The sequence below is a fragment of the Rhodopseudomonas palustris genome, from assembly GCF_003031265.1.
GTDB lineage: Bacteria > Pseudomonadota > Alphaproteobacteria > Rhizobiales > Xanthobacteraceae > Rhodopseudomonas > Rhodopseudomonas palustris_H.
Genome location: NZ_CP019966.1, coordinates 3,532,403 through 3,547,783, shown reverse-complemented (window position 1 = coordinate 3,547,783; position 15,381 = coordinate 3,532,403). Strand labels below are relative to the sequence as shown.

The 15,381-nt window shown below is 66.7% G+C and carries 11 protein-coding genes; 10 read left to right on the top strand and 1 reads right to left on the bottom strand.

Annotated features, from left to right (window positions below):
* Nucleotides 1–175 precede the first annotated feature (175 nt).
* From RPPS3_RS16525 to RPPS3_RS16495, 7 genes are all read left to right on the top strand, one after another.
* The gene (locus RPPS3_RS16525) at nucleotides 176–1,072 is read left to right on the top strand and encodes a dienelactone hydrolase family protein (RefSeq protein WP_234819968.1); all 897 of its coding nucleotides are present in this window, start codon (nucleotides 176–178) and stop codon (nucleotides 1,070–1,072) included.
* Between the two features lie 72 nt (nucleotides 1,073–1,144).
* Nucleotides 1,145–1,423 carry a hypothetical protein gene (locus RPPS3_RS16520; protein WP_107345056.1) on the top strand — a complete coding sequence of 93 codons (279 nt, stop codon included), beginning with the start codon at nucleotides 1,145–1,147 and terminating at the stop codon, nucleotides 1,421–1,423.
* 205 nt (nucleotides 1,424–1,628) lie between these two features.
* Nucleotides 1,629–2,996, top strand: a complete 1,368-nt coding sequence (locus RPPS3_RS16515) for an RluA family pseudouridine synthase (RefSeq protein ID WP_107345055.1) — start codon at nucleotides 1,629–1,631, stop codon at nucleotides 2,994–2,996.
* A gap of 157 nt (nucleotides 2,997–3,153) precedes the next feature.
* Nucleotides 3,154–3,516 (top strand): hypothetical protein, encoded by a 363-nt coding sequence (locus tag RPPS3_RS16510; RefSeq protein WP_107345054.1) that lies wholly within the window; start codon nucleotides 3,154–3,156, stop codon nucleotides 3,514–3,516.
* 17 nt (nucleotides 3,517–3,533) lie between these two features.
* Complete coding sequence (locus tag RPPS3_RS16505) at nucleotides 3,534–4,319, top strand: ATP12 family chaperone protein (RefSeq protein ID WP_107345053.1); 786 nt, start codon at nucleotides 3,534–3,536, stop codon at nucleotides 4,317–4,319.
* Between the two features lie 69 nt (nucleotides 4,320–4,388).
* Nucleotides 4,389–6,188 carry a flagellar hook-length control protein FliK gene (locus RPPS3_RS16500; protein WP_107345052.1) on the top strand — a complete coding sequence of 600 codons (1,800 nt, stop codon included), beginning with the start codon at nucleotides 4,389–4,391 and terminating at the stop codon, nucleotides 6,186–6,188.
* Entirely contained in the window at nucleotides 6,185–6,460 is a 276-nt protein-coding gene (locus RPPS3_RS16495) for an EscU/YscU/HrcU family type III secretion system export apparatus switch protein (RefSeq protein WP_107345051.1), read from the top strand. The genes RPPS3_RS16500 and RPPS3_RS16495 overlap by 4 nt, the downstream gene beginning before the upstream one ends.
* Before the next feature lie 3 nt (nucleotides 6,461–6,463).
* Here the strand turns inward: RPPS3_RS16495 and RPPS3_RS16490 are convergent, their stop codons facing one another.
* A complete protein-coding gene (locus RPPS3_RS16490) occupies nucleotides 6,464–6,880 on the bottom strand; it encodes a DUF4260 domain-containing protein (protein ID WP_107345050.1) in 417 nt (138 codons plus the stop codon).
* A gap of 277 nt (nucleotides 6,881–7,157) precedes the next feature.
* Here RPPS3_RS16490 and RPPS3_RS16485 point away from each other — a divergent pair, with 277 nt between their 5' ends.
* From RPPS3_RS16485 to RPPS3_RS16475, 3 genes are all read left to right on the top strand, one after another.
* On the top strand, nucleotides 7,158–8,690 hold the full coding sequence (locus RPPS3_RS16485; protein ID WP_107345049.1) for an acyl-CoA carboxylase subunit beta: 1,533 nt from the start codon (nucleotides 7,158–7,160) through the stop codon (nucleotides 8,688–8,690).
* Between the two features lie 198 nt (nucleotides 8,691–8,888).
* Nucleotides 8,889–9,746 (top strand): SDR family oxidoreductase, encoded by an 858-nt coding sequence (locus RPPS3_RS16480; protein WP_107345048.1) that lies wholly within the window; start codon nucleotides 8,889–8,891, stop codon nucleotides 9,744–9,746.
* Between the two features lie 498 nt (nucleotides 9,747–10,244).
* Nucleotides 10,245–15,110 carry an ATP-binding protein gene (locus tag RPPS3_RS16475; protein WP_234819967.1) on the top strand — a complete coding sequence of 1,622 codons (4,866 nt, stop codon included), beginning with the start codon at nucleotides 10,245–10,247 and terminating at the stop codon, nucleotides 15,108–15,110.
* The last annotated feature ends 271 nt before the right edge of the window (nucleotides 15,111–15,381 follow it).

Below are 15,381 nucleotides of genomic sequence, written 5' to 3'. Positions count from 1 at the left end.
ATTCTCTAAAATACTAGTATTCTAGCGACATCCTGCTTTCGATCACAAGCGAAATAGCGACCCGGTAATTCCGAAAATCCGGAACAATCGTGGTGATCGTCGGGTGCCTTGTGCGCGACGAACCTGGTTTGGAGTGGGGAACCGGACCGCTGGAGGACAGGAAGTGCTCCTGCCGATGCTGTTAGGTGCTGCCTGGATTATCCTCGCGCTGGCGCAGCCGGCGGCAGCGGGAGAGGACGCCGATACGCTCGTGCTGCCGCACGACATCGTGCAGCGAGCGGCATCCTTCGCCGATGACCTGGTGCTGCCTGATCACGCCGAGGCGATCGATGCGCTCACCGCGCCGCGAATGGCGTTGCTGAAGCCGTCCGGCGATGGGCCATTTCCCGCGCTAGTGCTGCTGCATCAATGCGCTGGACTAAATAGTGCGGTTGCGGCTTGGGCGCGGCGGGCGGTCGCGCGAAACTACGCGGTTCTATTGCTCGATGCGTTCAGCGCGCGCGGCGTCACCAGCGTGTGCTATGGCCCGAAGGCCGGGGTCAATCTCGTGCGCGGCGCCAAGGACGCGTTGCAGGCGGCGCAGCATTTGCGCCGAAAGCCCTTTGTTGATCCCAAACGAGTTGCGCTGGTCGGGCTTTCCTGGGGCGGCATGGTCGGCCTGTTGGCCGCGCGCCGCCACTATATAGACGCCTTCGGAACGGGACCGGGCTTTGCGGCCGTCGCTAGCTTCTATCCTGGCTGCTTCCGCATCAAGCCGCCCGGCGGCCGCGACTACGAGCTGGTCGGCCCCGACATCGCCCAGCCGCTGCTGTTGATGATGGGCGACGCCGACACCGAGACGCCCGCCGCCGAATGCGTCGACAAGCTGACGCCGCTCAAGGCCGCCGGCGCCCCGGTGGAGTGGCACGTCTATCCCGGCACGACGCATTGCTGGGACTGCCAGCAGCTCGACGGGCGGAGCAAGACCGATGTCCGCGGCAACCACGTTGTCTACCGCTATCAGCCGGACGTGGTCGCGGATTCGGAGCGGCGGCTGTTCGCGTTTCTGGAGCGAAGCTGGGCGCGAAAGTAAGCGGGCGTCGCCGCACGATTGCAGCCTTTGCCGGTGCGTGCAAGATTGCCAGCCGTGAGGACAGGGGGGCAGGTGCTGAAGACCATCGCGACGCTGGCCGTCGGCCTGCCGCTGGTTGCGTTGACGACGGCGCTGGCCGCATCCCGCCTGTATCAAGGCCTGGCGATCGGACGGATCTCCACTCGCATCAGCGGCCTCGACACCGGCTACGCCCGGCTGATCAGCTTCGACAGCGACCCAATCCAGTTCACGCTCGCCCTCATCGCCGCCGCCCTTGTGGTGGCCTTCGGGCTGTTTGTATTCGCCGGGGTGATGGCGAAGGGTTGGCGGTGGTTCAGTCGCCGTCAATAGCCCTCGGTAGCCCGCATGAGCGCAGCGACATGCGGCGCGGGCTACGCTTCCTGATGCCTAGCCTGGAGATAAGTTAGCCGAAGCGTGGTCTTTGACATGCTGTCGGTCAGAAGAAGTGGCGATCGGGCCCGCGGCGCGGCAAATCCACCGTGACCGGCGGCCGCTTTTGCGCTAGGCACGGCACGAATTTCCCCCGGAGCATCCCATGAGCCGCCGCGTCAAGAAACCTCTCGCCAAGCGTGGCCCCGACGGCGCGCGCGGCAAGCCGGCGCGCGCCGGGCTGGGCGCTAAGACCGGGAAGCCGGGGGCCGGCAAGGCGATTGCGGGCACGCCTGGCGCGGGCAAGCCCGGTGGCGCCAAGCCGTCGCGCGATGCCAAGCCGTTGCGCGCGGGGGGGCCTGCGAAGACCTCGCGCGGCGAGGGAGCGGGGCGGCCGCCGCGGTCCGGCGACAAGCCGGTGCGGTTCGGTGCGGGGCCGGCGCGATCGTCGCTGCCCGCGGGCGAGGGCAGGCCGCGCGCGGCGCAGCCGGCGCCGGTCGAGATCCACGAGCGGCCCGAGGCCAAGCCCGAAGCGCCGCTGCCGACCAAGGTTGAGACAGTCACCGTCACCGCCGACGAAAACGGCATGCGGGTCGATCGCTTCCTCGAAGCGCGGTTTCCCGGCCTGTCGTTCTCCCACATCCAGCGCATCGTCCGTAAAGGCGAGCTGCGGGTGAACGGCAAGCGCGCCGATTCGAAGGACCGGCTGGAAGAAGGCCAGAGCGTACGGATTCCGCCGCTCAAGCTCGATACGCCGAAGCTGCCCGGGCATCTGTCCGAAGCCGAGCAGAAGACGCTTCAGACGCTGAAGGCGATGACGCTGTTCGAAGACGCCGACGTGCTGGTGCTGAACAAGCCGGCCGGGCTAGCGGTGCAGGGCGGCTCGGGCACCACCCGGCACATCGACCAGATGCTGGAAGTGCTGCGCGACAGTAAGGGCCAGAAGCCGCGCCTGGTGCACCGGATCGACAAGGAGACCGCTGGCTGTCTGCTCGTCGCCAAGACCCGCTTCGCCGCGACCGCGCTGACCGGTTCGTTCCGCCACCGCTCGGCGCGCAAGATCTATTGGGCGCTGGTCGCCGGCGTGCCGAAGCCGAAGCAGGGCCGGATCTCGACCTATCTGGCCAAGGACGAGAGCGAAGAGGATTCGATCATGCGCGTCGCCAAGCACGGCGACGACGGCGCCAGCCACGCGGTGACGTACTACGCGGTGGTCGAGACCTCGGGGCAGAAGCTGGCCTGGGTGTCGCTGAAGCCGGTGACCGGGCGCACCCATCAGCTGCGCGCCCACATGGCGCATATCGGCCACGCCATCGTCGGCGATCCGAAGTACTTCAATATCGAGAACTGGCAGCTCCCCGGTGGCCTGCAGAACCGGCTGCATCTGCTCGCGCGCCGCATCGTGATCCCGCATCCGCGCGGCGGCGTGATCGACGTCTCGGCGCCGTTGCCGCCGCACATGCTGCAGAGTTGGAACCTGCTCGGCCTCGAGCACGACCGGTTCGATCCGATCGAACATGCGCCGGAAGAATGACGCCCCGGCGCCGCTTGCGGCGGGGCGCGGCGATGCCGACATGGCTAAGATGACAGCGCTTCCTCTCCACTCACTCTCCCGTCATGGCCGGGCTCGTCCCGGCCATCCACGCCTTGCGACGGCGGCCAAGACGTGGATGCCCGCGACAAGCGCGGGCATGACGAAGGTGAACTATCTGGCCGGTTGCGCACTCGCTGGTCTGATCACCTTGTTTGTCCTCGCCGGCCCGGCCGCCGCGCAGATCATCATTCCGGGCACCGCGCCGTCGAGCATCACGCCGCCGCCGCCACCTCCGTCTGCGCCGCCGCCGGTGATCACCGTGCCGGTGGTGCCGAAGCTCGCCGATCCGCCGCCGCTGACGCATGAGCGGATCCAGCCGGCGCCGGATCTGCCGAAGGCGCAGCTGCGGCGCGGCCGCTCGTTCGGCGACCGGATTCAGGACTGCCTGAACGACTCCACCGCGGCCCAGCTCAATTCGGCCGACCGCGCCGCGTATTCGCGCGCCTGTGCTCAACAGTAGTAGTTCGAGAAACCAAGATGCGTGATCTGTTCGACGAGGTGGCAGGCAAGTCGCCGCTCGATCCCAACGAAGCGGTGCGGCGCACCAGCCGCGCGCAACTGCCGAAGCGGTTCTACACCGAGGCCGGCGTTGCCGAGGAGAACGGCGGCTTCGCGGTGCGGCTCGACGGCCGCTCGGTGAAGACGCCGTCGCGCAATGCGCTGGCGGCGCCGGAGCGGGCGCTCGCCGAAGCGATCGCCGCTGAATGGCAGGCGCAGGGCGAGACCATCGATCCGTCGACGATGCCGCTGACCCGTCTCGCCAACAGCGTGATCGACGGCGTTACCGGCCAGATCGATGCGGTGACCGACGACATCGCCAAGTACTTCGGCTCCGACCTGCTATTCTATCGCGCCGAGCATCCGGAAGAACTGATCGCGCGCGAAGGCGCGCATTGGGACCCGGTGCTGTTCTGGGCCAAGGACGCGCTCGGGGCGCATTTCATCCTGGCGCAGGGCATCGTCCATGTCGGCCAGACGGAGACCGCGGTCGCCGCGGCCGGCGCGGCGCTGCCGGCCGATCCCTGGCTGCTCGGCGCGCTGCATGTCGTCACCACCATCACCGGCTCGGCGCTGCTGGCGCTGGCGCTGGCGCACGGCCGGCTCGAGGCCGATCAGGTGTGGGCCGCGGCGCATGTCGACGAGGATTGGAACATCGAGCAGTGGGGCCTCGATGAGGAGGCCGCCGCGCGCCGCGCCGCCAAGCAGGCGGAGTTCGCCGCCGCCGCCCAGGTGATCGCAGCGCTGGGTTCCCGGAGAAGTTAACGACGGGTTTACGTCCCTCGCTTAGTCTGGGCGGATCGCACTCAGCGCAGCCGCCCGCAAAGGACAGCGATGGCGATTTCGGTCAATCCGAACCTTTCCCTCGTTGCGCTGCAAGGCGTGACCGCAGACGTGCTGCTGCAGCCCGGGTCGGTGCTGCAGGCCAAGGTGCTGTCGGTCGGCGATAACAACCAGGTTCGAATCGCGGTCGGCGGCCAGACCGTCGAAGCCACCACGCAGGTGCCGCTGCAGGCCGGGCAGACGCTGCAGGTTTCGGTGTCGCAGACCGATGCCGGGGTGCGGCTCGCGATCGTCAATCAGCCGGTGACCACCACGACCGCGCAGGCGGCGTTGGCGGCGTCCGGGGCCGCGATCGACAGCGTCACGCTCGGGCCGCAGGCGATCGTGCTGGCCTCGGCGCAGGCGGCGCCGAGCATCGTGCCGACCACGACCGCGCTGACGCCGCAGCAGGCGGCCGCGGTGGCGACCGCCGCCGAAACCGCGGTGACGCAGCAGACCGGGCTGTCGGCGCTGTTTGCCAATCTCGGCGCGGTGGCGAATTCGTCCGGGCTGCCGGCGGCGGTGCGCGACGCCGCGGCGCAGGTGCTGGCGCAGCAGCTGCCAACCGGAGGCGGCCTGACCGGCGCCGACATCCAGAAAGCGTTTCAGAATTCCGGGATCTTCCTGGAAGCCGCGCTGGCGACCGGGTCCGCCAGCACCGGCGCCGGCACCGACCTGAAGGCGGCGCTGCTGGTGCTGCGTCAGGTGCTGACCACCGCTCTCGGGGCCGCGACCGCGCAGGCCGGCGGTCCCACGGCGACGCCGGTTCTGCAGAACGGGCAGGGCACCTCGCTGCTGGCGCTCACCGCCAAGCTCGAGGCCGAGGCCAATCTGCTCGGCGCCACCACTTCGACCGCTGCCGCGACGACCGCGAATGGCACCACCACCTCGCTGCCGCTGACCGCGTCGCCGTCGCTGGCGGCATCGGCCACCGCTGCGGGCGCGGCCGCAACCGGCAGCGCGACTGCCTCCGAGCAATCGCTGGTGCAGAACGTGATCGCCCAGCTCACCGGCACCGCGACCTCGGCGACGGCGTCCACGGCGCAGGCCCAGACCGCGGCGACCAGCACTGCGGCGACGCTGAGCGCGTTGCAGCAGGCGCTGCAGGCCGATCCGCAGACCGCGGCGGTGCTGGCCAAGGCCGGCCTCAGCAATCCGGTGCTGCTGTCGCTGCTGCCAGCGCTGACCGGTAACCGGGTCATCAAGGACGACAGCGGCATCGCGCGCACCAACACGCCGCCGCCGCCGTTTCCCGGCGCGCTGCCGGCCGCCCAGCCGGTGATGCCGGCCAATCTGACGCCGCACGCGCCGGTCGACGCCAATTTGCGCCGGATTCTGACCGAGACCGAAGGCGCGCTGGCGCGGCAGACGCTGCTGCAGGTCGCCTCGCTGCCGGATCGTACCGACGCGGCGCCGGCCCGGGTCGATGCCGCGCAGCCGCGCTGGGCGTTCGAGATTCCGCTCGCCACCCCGCAGGGAACGGCCGTGGCGCAGTTCGAGATTTCGCGAGACCGCGACGAAGCCGCTCAGGCCGGGACGTCGTCCGGGACGGTGTGGCAGGCGCGGTTTTCGCTCGACGTCGAGCCGGCCGGGCCAGTGCACGCCCTGATCTCGCTGCGCGGCGAGAAGACCTCGGTGCGGCTGTGGGCGGAACGCCCCGCCACAACCGCGCTGCTCCGCGCCGGCGCCGCCGACCTCGGCCGCGCGCTGGCTCGCGCCGATCTGGTCTCCGGCGACATCGTGGTGCGCGACGGCGCGCCGCCCGCGCCACGCCCGGCGGTCGCCGGCCATTTCCTGGACCGCGCGCTGTGACCGCAACCGACACCAAGAACCCGCTCGCGATCGCGCTGCACTATGACTACGCCGGAGCCCCGCGCGTGGTCGCCAAGGGCAAGGGCGTGCTCGGCGCCAAGATCATCGAAGTCGCCAAGCAGCACGACATTCCCATCGAGGAGAACGAAGTGCTCGCCGGCGCGCTGTCGCACGTCGAGCTCGGCGACGAAATCCCCGAGGAGCTTTACAAGGCGGTGGCCGAAGTTCTGGCCTTCGTGCTGCGGCTGTCGGGGCGCGGCCCGGTGCGCTGAGCCTCAGCGCGGCTGCGCCGGCGCCTTGCCGATCGGGCCGAGATGGGTGAAGCGGAAGCCGGTCTTGTATTTCAGGCCGTAGCCGAGCGCCCGGTCGAAGCCGATATGGGCCAGCCAGATCATCGCCACTGTGCCGGCATAGGGCACCACCAGCACGATCCCGGCGATCGCCAGCAGCAGCGGCCCGATGGTCGAATGCAGCACGTTGTAGACCACCGCGCCGACTTTGGGCCCGGCCAGATAGCCGAGGAAGCCGAGATCGGGCGCGAAGAACAGCAGCGCATACAGCTCCCAGGGCGCGTCCGAGATCACATAGAACAGCGTGCAGCCGGCAAACACCGCCAGCCCCTCGGCCCGCAGCACGGTCATGATGCCGCCGCTGGCCACGGACGGATCGGCGGAGGGCAGGGCGACGGTCATCGGTCGGCTCCAGCTGGCGGCCCCGCGATATACAGGGCTCGCGACCGAAGCCGCCATCGCGGTTTCGCATCCGGCCGATGCAGATTTGGGGGCGGTGTCGGGGTGCCGTCCTCCGGTCCCGGCCGAACCGGCTCAGGACACGCCAAAAGGGCTAGGCCGGTTCGGTCCAAGGCGGTTTCCTCCTGCGAGGCGCCCTGCTAGAAGGCCTTGATTGTTGCGGTGAAAAGGGCAAAACCTCCGCACGCCCAACCAAGAAAAGAAAACCGGCTTATTGATCATGAAGCACATCCTGGAAGCATTGGACGAACGGCGCACGGCAGCCAAGCTCGGCGGCGGCGAAAAGCGCATCAATGCGCAGCACGCCCGCGGCCGGCTCACCGCGCGCGAACGGATCGACCTGCTGCTCGACAAGCATTCGTTCGAGGAGATGGACATGTTCGTCCAGCACCGCTCGACCGAATTCGGGATGGCGAAGACCAAGATCCCCGGCGACGGTGTCGTCACCGGCTGGGGCACGGTCAACGGCCGCAAGGTGTTCGTGTTCGCCAAGGACTTCACCGTGTTCGGTGGCTCGCTGTCCGAGACCCACGCGGCGAAGATCACCAAGATCCAGGACATGGCGCTGAAGGCACGGGCCCCGATCATCGGCCTGTACGACGCCGGCGGCGCGCGCATCCAGGAGGGCGTCGCGGCGCTCGCCGGTTACTCCTACGTGTTCCGCCGCGTGGTGCAGGCCTCCGGCGTGATCCCGCAGATCAGCGTCATCATGGGCCCGTGCGCCGGCGGCGACGTCTATGCGCCGGCGATGACCGACTTCATCTTCATGGTGAAGAACACCAGCTACATGTTCGTCACCGGCCCGGACGTGGTGAAGACGGTGACCAACGAAGTCGTCACCCCGGAAGAACTAGGCGGCGCGTCGGTGCACGCGACCAAGTCGTCGATCGCCGACGGCGCATTCGAGAACGACGTCGAGACCCTGCTGCAGATGCGCCGGCTGCTCGACTTCCTGCCGGCGAACTCCTCCGAAGGCGTGCCGGAATGGCCGAGCTTCGACGATATCGAGCGTGAGGACTTCTCGCTCGATACGCTGATCCCCGACAATCCGAACAAGCCCTACGACATGAAGGAGTTGATCCTCAAAGTCGTGGACGAGGGCGACTTCTTCGAGCTGCAGGACACCTTCGCCAAGAACATCATCACCGGCTTCGGCCGCATCGCCGGCCGCACGGTGGGCTTCGTCGCCAACCAGCCGATGGTGCTGGCCGGCGTGCTCGACAGCGATGCCTCGCGCAAAGCGGCGCGGTTCGTGCGGTTCTGCGACAGCTTCAACATCCCGATCGTCACCTTCGTCGACGTGCCGGGCTTCCTGCCGGGCACCGCGCAGGAATATGGCGGCCTGATCAAGCACGGCGCCAAGCTGCTGTTCGCGTTCTCGCAGTGCACCGTGCCGCTGGTCACCGTGATCACCCGCAAGGCCTATGGCGGCGCGTTCGACGTCATGGCGTCGAAGGAAATCGGCGCCGACATCAACTACGCCTGGCCGAGCGCGCAGATCGCGGTGATGGGCGCCAAGGGCGCAGTCGAGATCATCTTCCGTCAGGACATGGACGATCCGGAGAAGATCGCGGCGCGGACCAAGGAATATGAGGACCGCTTCCTGTCGCCGTTCATCGCCGCCGAGCGCGGCTATATCGACGACGTCATCCTGCCGCACGCCACCCGCCGCCGCATCGCCCGCGCGCTGGCGATGCTGCGCGACAAGAAGATGGAAATCCCGCAGAAGAAGCACGACAACATGCCGCTGTAACGGCATCGGCTCGTTCGAGTTTGGAAAAGGGCGGTGATCGCGACACGATCACCGCCCTTCGTGTTTGAAGGGGCCGCGTGGCTCCTCGCCTGGCTTATTTCATGGTCCAATCACGATGCGGACTTATAAGGACGCAGCCATTGGCTCAGATGTCTGGTATCCGTGCGCATCGTCGGGCCTAGATGAGATGATGTCCGGATGAGAATTCTGATTTTTGGCTTGGGCTATTCGGCCAGCTACATCGCGCAGCATTTGCAGGACGTCGGGATCGAGGTCACTGCAACCGTCAGAACAACTGCCAAGGCCGAAGAGTTGGGTCGGCGCGGGATCACTGCGCGGGTGTTTTCATCCTCTTTTGCCGATCCTCTGATCGTTGATGATATCAAGTCGAGCGACGCCATTCTGTCGTCGGTCCCTCCGAGTGAATCCGGCGATCCGGTTCTCGCGTCCTTCACTCGCGCGATCACTAGTGATTCCAGGTCGCGGTGGATCGGCTATCTCTCGACGATTGGCGTGTACGGTGATCACCTCGGCAATTGGGTCGACGAAACAACGGCTGCGACGTCGGAAAAACCCCGCTCGCAGCTCCGGATCGCCGCCGAGCAGGCCTGGCTGGCGTTGGGCGCGCAAGTCTTTCGTCTATCCGGGATCTACGGCCCGGGCCGCAACCAATTGGAGAAGCTCGCAGCCGGAACGGCGACGCGTATCATCAAGCCCGGCCAGGTCTTCAATCGAATTCACGTTGCCGATATCGCCGCGGTGGTCGCCGCGTCACTTTCGCGGCCGCGACCCGGCGCCATCTACAATGTCACCGACAACGAGCCGGCACCGCCGCAGCAGGTCGTCGAATTCGCTGCGAAACTATGCGGACGAACACCGCCTCCTGAAATTGCCTTCGAGCACGCCGATCTGTCCCCGATGGCGCGCAGCTTCTATCTGGAGAACTGCCGAGTCCGCAACGATCTGATCCGTACCGAATTAGGGGTTACCTTGGCCTATCCATCCTACCGGGAAGGACTCTCGGCCTTGCGAGCGCTTGGGGAGGGGCCAGCTTAGAGCGGTGCGGAGAGCTTCTGTGCTGTTGGAGCCCTATTCTGGAGCTGAATGCGGGACTGCGCTGCCTTACGCTGTAACGGCAGCTGAACCGAGAATCGGACTAACAAAGGCGTGGTCATAACCTGCTTGCCGCGAGTTGAACGGCAAGATTAAGGCCGCCGGCCTGTTATACTTCGTTGGTTGGGCTGTCCTTCAACAGGGTTAAGTGATCCCGTCGGGTGGCGGCGGGACGAAAAGACCCAGTGGTGAGATTCAGGGCCGGGCGCTCGTGTCTCGAAGCGGCTCTGCATTCAGGCGACGTTGTGCGACCGGACTGGGCTGGCTTCGAAGTGCAGCTAACGCGCCCGAAGTTGGCAACCTCCACCCTCCACAGCCAACGCGTTGCAAAATTTGTGAGTCTCGAAATAACTTCGACGCCCAGTTTTAGGGAATGCCATGGCTAGCGGAGCTCCTCAGACATCTAAGATGCGGGCGGGTGGACGGGCGACTGAAGCCGGGATGGCTTTTCAAGCGGAAGTTGGGACATGGCTCGCCGCCCATCTGCTCGCACGGATGCCGGTCGGCGGGCGGTTCGGCCTCGCCAACGCACCATTGCCGGTCTCGATCCAGCTCGAAACCGGCGACGGGCTCGACGACATCCGCGTGGATCAGGACGATTGCAGCCGTATCGACTTGCAGAGCAAGACCAGCGCCGGGCTGGCCACCAGTCTCAAGAGCCCGCTCGGCAAGACTATCAGCCAGCTTGTTCGCGTCATGATCGACGCCCGCGCCGCCGGCGTCGCGGTCGATCCAGCGAAAGCGCGCGCCGTGCTAGCGGTTGCCGCCGACGCACCGCGCACGCTCGATGTGCTGGAGCGCGGGTGCCGAGCGTTCGATCTAGGCGGCAGCTGGGCAACTACGAAGGCTGGGCGGTCTTCGGCCGAGCGCGACGCGCTCGATCTCTTCGAGACCCATGCGCGGGCAGCATGGGCGACGCATTCGGCCACGACGCCGACCGACGAAGAACTCGCGGCGATGGCACGGCTGTTCCGCATTGTGCGCTTCTCGATGACCGAGGGCGAAGACAATTGGCGCGAAGTCTCGCGTCTGCTCGGCGCACGTCTCTATGGTGCCGAAGCTGCCGGCGATGCGCCGTTGCGCGAGTTGAAGGGCATCATCCGGGGCATGATCGGCAGCGGCGCGCCCGCGAATCGCGCCGGACTGCTGCGCGAGCTTCGCCGGCTAGGGCACAATGACGTCGGCGCCGCCGACTACACCGCCGACCTGGAGCGTCTGTCGGCCGCGACCGAGGTCGAGCTTGCGCGCCTCGAAGGACATACGCGCCTGCCGATCGGCGGGGGCGTTCCCATCACGCGGGCCAGCGATGGTCCCCTCAGTGCGGCTGTCAATACCGGCTCGTTGATCGTCATAGGTGAACCCGGTGCGGGCAAGACCGGCGCGCTCGTGGCACTCGCGCAGGCCCGCCGCGCAGCAGGCGATAAGGTTGTATTCCTCTCGGTCGATCGCTTCCCCGGCGTGGCCATTGCCGCCGATCTCCAGTCTGAGCTGAAGTTGGCGCATCCGCTGACCGAGGTGCTTGCCGCCGCGCCCGGTTCAGGGCGCAAGCTGCTTATCATCGATGCTCTTGACGCCGCGCGTGGCGGTCCGGCTGAAGGCGTCTTCGCCCAGCTGATTGAGGTGCTGGGAGCCTCGGCGCCAGATTGGACCGTGATCGCCTCGATCCGCACGTTCGATCTGCGCAACGGTCGGCGATTCCGTGACGCCATGCCCGGCTCGCCGCCTGATCCGACCTTTGCGGAGTCGGGTCTTGCCTCAGTGCGACATTTCCAGGTGCCGCGGCTTGCGGATGCGGATCTTGAGGCTGCGGCCGTGGCCGCCGCCGATGTGGGCGCTTTGCTTGCCGCCGCGCCGGACAAGCTGCGGGATCTGCTGCGCAATGTCTTCAACCTCTCGCTTGCCGCGCAACTGCTCGCCGATGGCGCGAGCCCCGACAGCATTCGGACCGTCGCCACCCAGGCAGACCTGATCGACGCCTATGAGGATCGCCGCCTCGTCGGCACCGCAGTGCATCAGGCCGCGGCTGCTACCGTCCGCGCCATGGTTGATCGGCGCCGGCTTGCGGTGCGCAAGGTTGTCGTTGGGCACGATCAGCTCGACGCAATCATCCGGACCGGCGTGCTTGCTGAATCCGGCGATCTAGTCAGCTTCGCCCATCACGTGCTGTTCGACCATGTCGCCGGCCGTTTCTTCCTCGAATGGGACGATCCCGAGCGGCTGATCCCCCAGCTCGGCGGCGACAGCTCCATTGCGCTCATGCTCGCCCCGGCGCTCCGCTTCGCGATCGAGCGGCTGTGGCGGCAGGATGATGAGGGCAAGGCGCATGTCTGGCGCCTGATCGCAGATATCTACGCCGATCCGGTAGTTGATCCAGTGCTAGCCAATGTCGCGCTGCGCACCGCGATCGAGCGGGTGGGCGCGAAGGCCGATATCGCCGGGCTGGTCGCGCTGATCGCGGCCCGCCCGAATGACGCAGCGCTGGCCACCATGCTTTCGCGGCTTGCCCGCTTCGTCGGTCTTGCGGTCGATACCGCCGGCACCGTCGCACCGGGGGAAGCACTCGCCTGGGCGTCGATCGCGGACGCTGCGATTAGAGCGGGTTCGCGCGACCTTTCCGACGCCACGCGTGTTCTGCTCCACACCCTGTTCGACAAGGCCGATCTTGCCGAAGCTGAATTGCTCGGCGTGTTCAACCGCGCGGCGCGGGCGCTGCTCGCCTTTGCCTGGGCCGCCGATCCGCCGATGCAGCAGACGGCGACCAACTCGATCCGCTTCGTTGGCAAGAGCTTCGCGGCCGATCCCACCGAGTCGCGGGCATTGCTCGACCGGATACTCCGCGACCCGCATTTCTCGGCCCATGCCGATAGGGAAGCGGCTTGGCTTTCTGAGCAGATCATGCCGATCGCGCGCGCCGACGCCAATTTCGCGATCGAGATTTACCGCGTCCTCTATTCGCGCGACATCACAGACGACAGCACCTCGTTCATGGGCGGGCAGGCGAGCCGGATCATGCCGCTCTCGTCCAACCGCCGCCAGGATTACCGTCGCTGCCGCTACGATCTGGGCCGGCGGGTCACGCGCCTTCTTGAACTGTCGGTGCCACTCGGCACGCGCGCGATCGTCGAGGCATCGCTCGGTGATACTGATCGCGCGATGCCCTTGGGCGAAAATCGCAAACAGGTCGTGGTGCCGGGCCGCGCGCCGTTCGACCTACTCGGCCACGATCGTGAGTATAAGGCCTGGGACGACACTGAGGATCGCCACGGCACGCAGGACGACGATGTGCGCCAGCAACTCGTCGCGCATCTGCGTACCTGCTCGTCTGCGGCCTTTGCCGAGACAGTCGATGCGGCCGCAACCGGCTATGCCGGACCGGCGGTGTGGACGCGTATCCTCGGCGTCGGCGCCGAGCGTATCGGCGAGGTCGCCGACCTGTTGTGGCCGTTCGCCTGCAATATCACGATCCTGGCGCACGGCGACATCGTGCGCGACGCCGTGCGCTTTCTGGCCGCGGTCTATCCGTCGCGTTCGCTTGCCGAGCGGGCGGCATTCGATGACAAAGCGCTGCAGGCCGGTCTATTTACGGACGAAGCCGAGCAGCGCTGGTGGCGCCGCACGCTCAGCCGGTTCCTGTCGCTGGTCGATGCGGACGCGATCGCGACCGATCCGATGCATGCGCTGCGCGAGGAACTTGTCGCGGCCGACGAACTGACCGGCAATCCGCCGACGCGCTCGATGTCGATGCGCTGGGGATCGTCGCGCGGGGTCGTGCGCAGTTTGCTTGCCGGCGAAGGCGTCAATGTCGAGGAAGGCATGGACGCGCAGATGTTGTCCTGGTCCGAGGCGCTCTACGAGAAAGTGGAGGCCACTCCCTCGGGTAGCGGCGGCACGGGGCTGGCAGAGCTTTGGACGGAAATGTCGGCGACCATCGCCTTCTATGACGCCCACACCGATACTCTCCACGAGAAAGTCGAGGAGCCGGTCTGGGGGCATGTAAGCAATGCCGTCGAACGCATCGCCGGTGCCAAGGCCTATGCCCCCGGTGTCGATGGCATGCCGCCGATCGAGGAACTGCTCGCCGTGTTGCGGCGGCTTTGGGCGAGCCGCTTCCCGGAGGCCAAAGAGAAGGACGAAAATTCCAGCCTAAGCGGGGGCAATTGGCAAGTCCGCGTTTATGCGGCCGACGCCTATGTCTCGCTCGCTGACCGATTCGGCGAAGATCATGGCGCGATCGTAGAAATGTTCGACGCGATCCTCGCCGATCCAGCGCCGCAGGTCCGTCTGCGGGCCGCGCAGAACCTGCAGGTGCTGAGCCGCATTGCGCTCGGTAAAATGTGGGCGCTGGCCGAGCGTGTCGCGCGCGACGAGCCACACATCGGCGTGCTCTGCGCCTTCCTGCACCATGTCATCCCGCGCTTTACCTGGCATGATGTCGAGAAGTGCAAGGCGATCATCGAGATTGTCCGCGCACGCCGCGAGGCGGTCGAGCGCGACGGCAAGCCCGGCCGCGACAACGTCGCCGAACAGCTCGGCAGCCTGACCGCGCAGCTCTGGTGCTGGCAGGAAGATGCCACCGCACTCGAATGGCTCAAGGCCTGGGCCGGCGATCCCGCCTTGCACCGCGAGTTCTTCATCTCCTTCCTATCGATGCTGCGCGGCGCCTTCTTCGCCCGCTATGTGGGTGGGCAGGAGCGCGACGCCGGGCTTGCAGATCGCTCGCAGCAAGCGGCGATGGCCATCCTGGAAGCGTGCTCTGCGAAGGCCGAAGCCAGCCATGCCGCGGTGATGGGCGGCCGGGTCGAGGGCGCCGAGCGCGAGGCCGCCATTGCCACCTACCAGGCTGCGGAGTCAGTGATCGGCCACCTCATGAACCAACTCTATTTCGGCTCGGGCGCGCATGCCGACAATCGCGCGGCGGCGGTAGGACTCGCTTCAGCGGACGTAATGCGCCGGTTCCTCGGCGATTATCGCCCGATGCTCGCGCTGCTGGCGGCGTCGCACGAACCGTCGACGCACCATCACCTCGTCGAACTTTACGAGTTTCTGATTCCCGGCGATCCGGCCGGCGTCTTCGACGCGCTCCATGCGCTGCTGACAGGCCCGGCCGCGCGCGAGGGCTATCATCACGAAGGCCTCGCCGCGCCGGTCATCGTGCGGATGATCACCCGTTACATCGCTGATTACCGCTCGATCTTTGAGGACGACAAGCGGCGCGCCGCGCTCGTAGAGATCCTGCGCTTGTTTTCGGACGTTGGTTGGTCAGACGCGCTAAAGCTGCTCTACGAACTTCCGGATCTGCTTCGCTGACGTGACCCTACTTTGCGCCGCCTGTTGCTATGCTGTTCCCGTGGCTCGCTCCAGGCAACCTTCGATCTGATCGATTGAGCCTCTTCAGTTCGTCGGCGTTGTCGTCTTTCGCGACTTCCAGCAAGCGTAGCCAGGATGAGCGAAGCGACTTCCAGATTTGGCGGTCCCGCATGTCGCTACGTTCATGCGGGCTACTGATTCACACTACGCTTTTCCAGATTTGCACGACAGGCCAGACCTCATCATGAGGAAAGCGCGAATTGCCGTCTTG

Excerpts from the sequence above, each read along its gene's own strand:
- RPPS3_RS16525 (WP_234819968.1), top strand. The coding sequence starts at position 176 with ATGCTGTTAGGTGCTGCCTGGATTATCCTCGCGCTGGCGCAGCCGGCG.
- RPPS3_RS16515 (WP_107345055.1), top strand. The coding sequence starts at position 1,629 with ATGAGCCGCCGCGTCAAGAAACCTCTCGCCAAGCGTGGCCCCGACGGC.
- RPPS3_RS16510 (WP_107345054.1), top strand. The coding sequence starts at position 3,154 with ATGACGAAGGTGAACTATCTGGCCGGTTGCGCACTCGCTGGTCTGATC.
- RPPS3_RS16505 (WP_107345053.1), top strand. The coding sequence starts at position 3,534 with ATGCGTGATCTGTTCGACGAGGTGGCAGGCAAGTCGCCGCTCGATCCC.
- RPPS3_RS16500 (WP_107345052.1), top strand. The coding sequence starts at position 4,389 with ATGGCGATTTCGGTCAATCCGAACCTTTCCCTCGTTGCGCTGCAAGGC.
- RPPS3_RS16490 (WP_107345050.1), bottom strand. The coding sequence starts at position 6,880 with ATGACCGTCGCCCTGCCCTCCGCCGATCCGTCCGTGGCCAGCGGCGGC.
- RPPS3_RS16485 (WP_107345049.1), top strand. The coding sequence starts at position 7,158 with ATGAAGCACATCCTGGAAGCATTGGACGAACGGCGCACGGCAGCCAAG.
- RPPS3_RS16480 (WP_107345048.1), top strand. The coding sequence starts at position 8,889 with ATGAGAATTCTGATTTTTGGCTTGGGCTATTCGGCCAGCTACATCGCG.
- RPPS3_RS16475 (WP_234819967.1), top strand. The coding sequence starts at position 10,245 with ATGGCTTTTCAAGCGGAAGTTGGGACATGGCTCGCCGCCCATCTGCTC.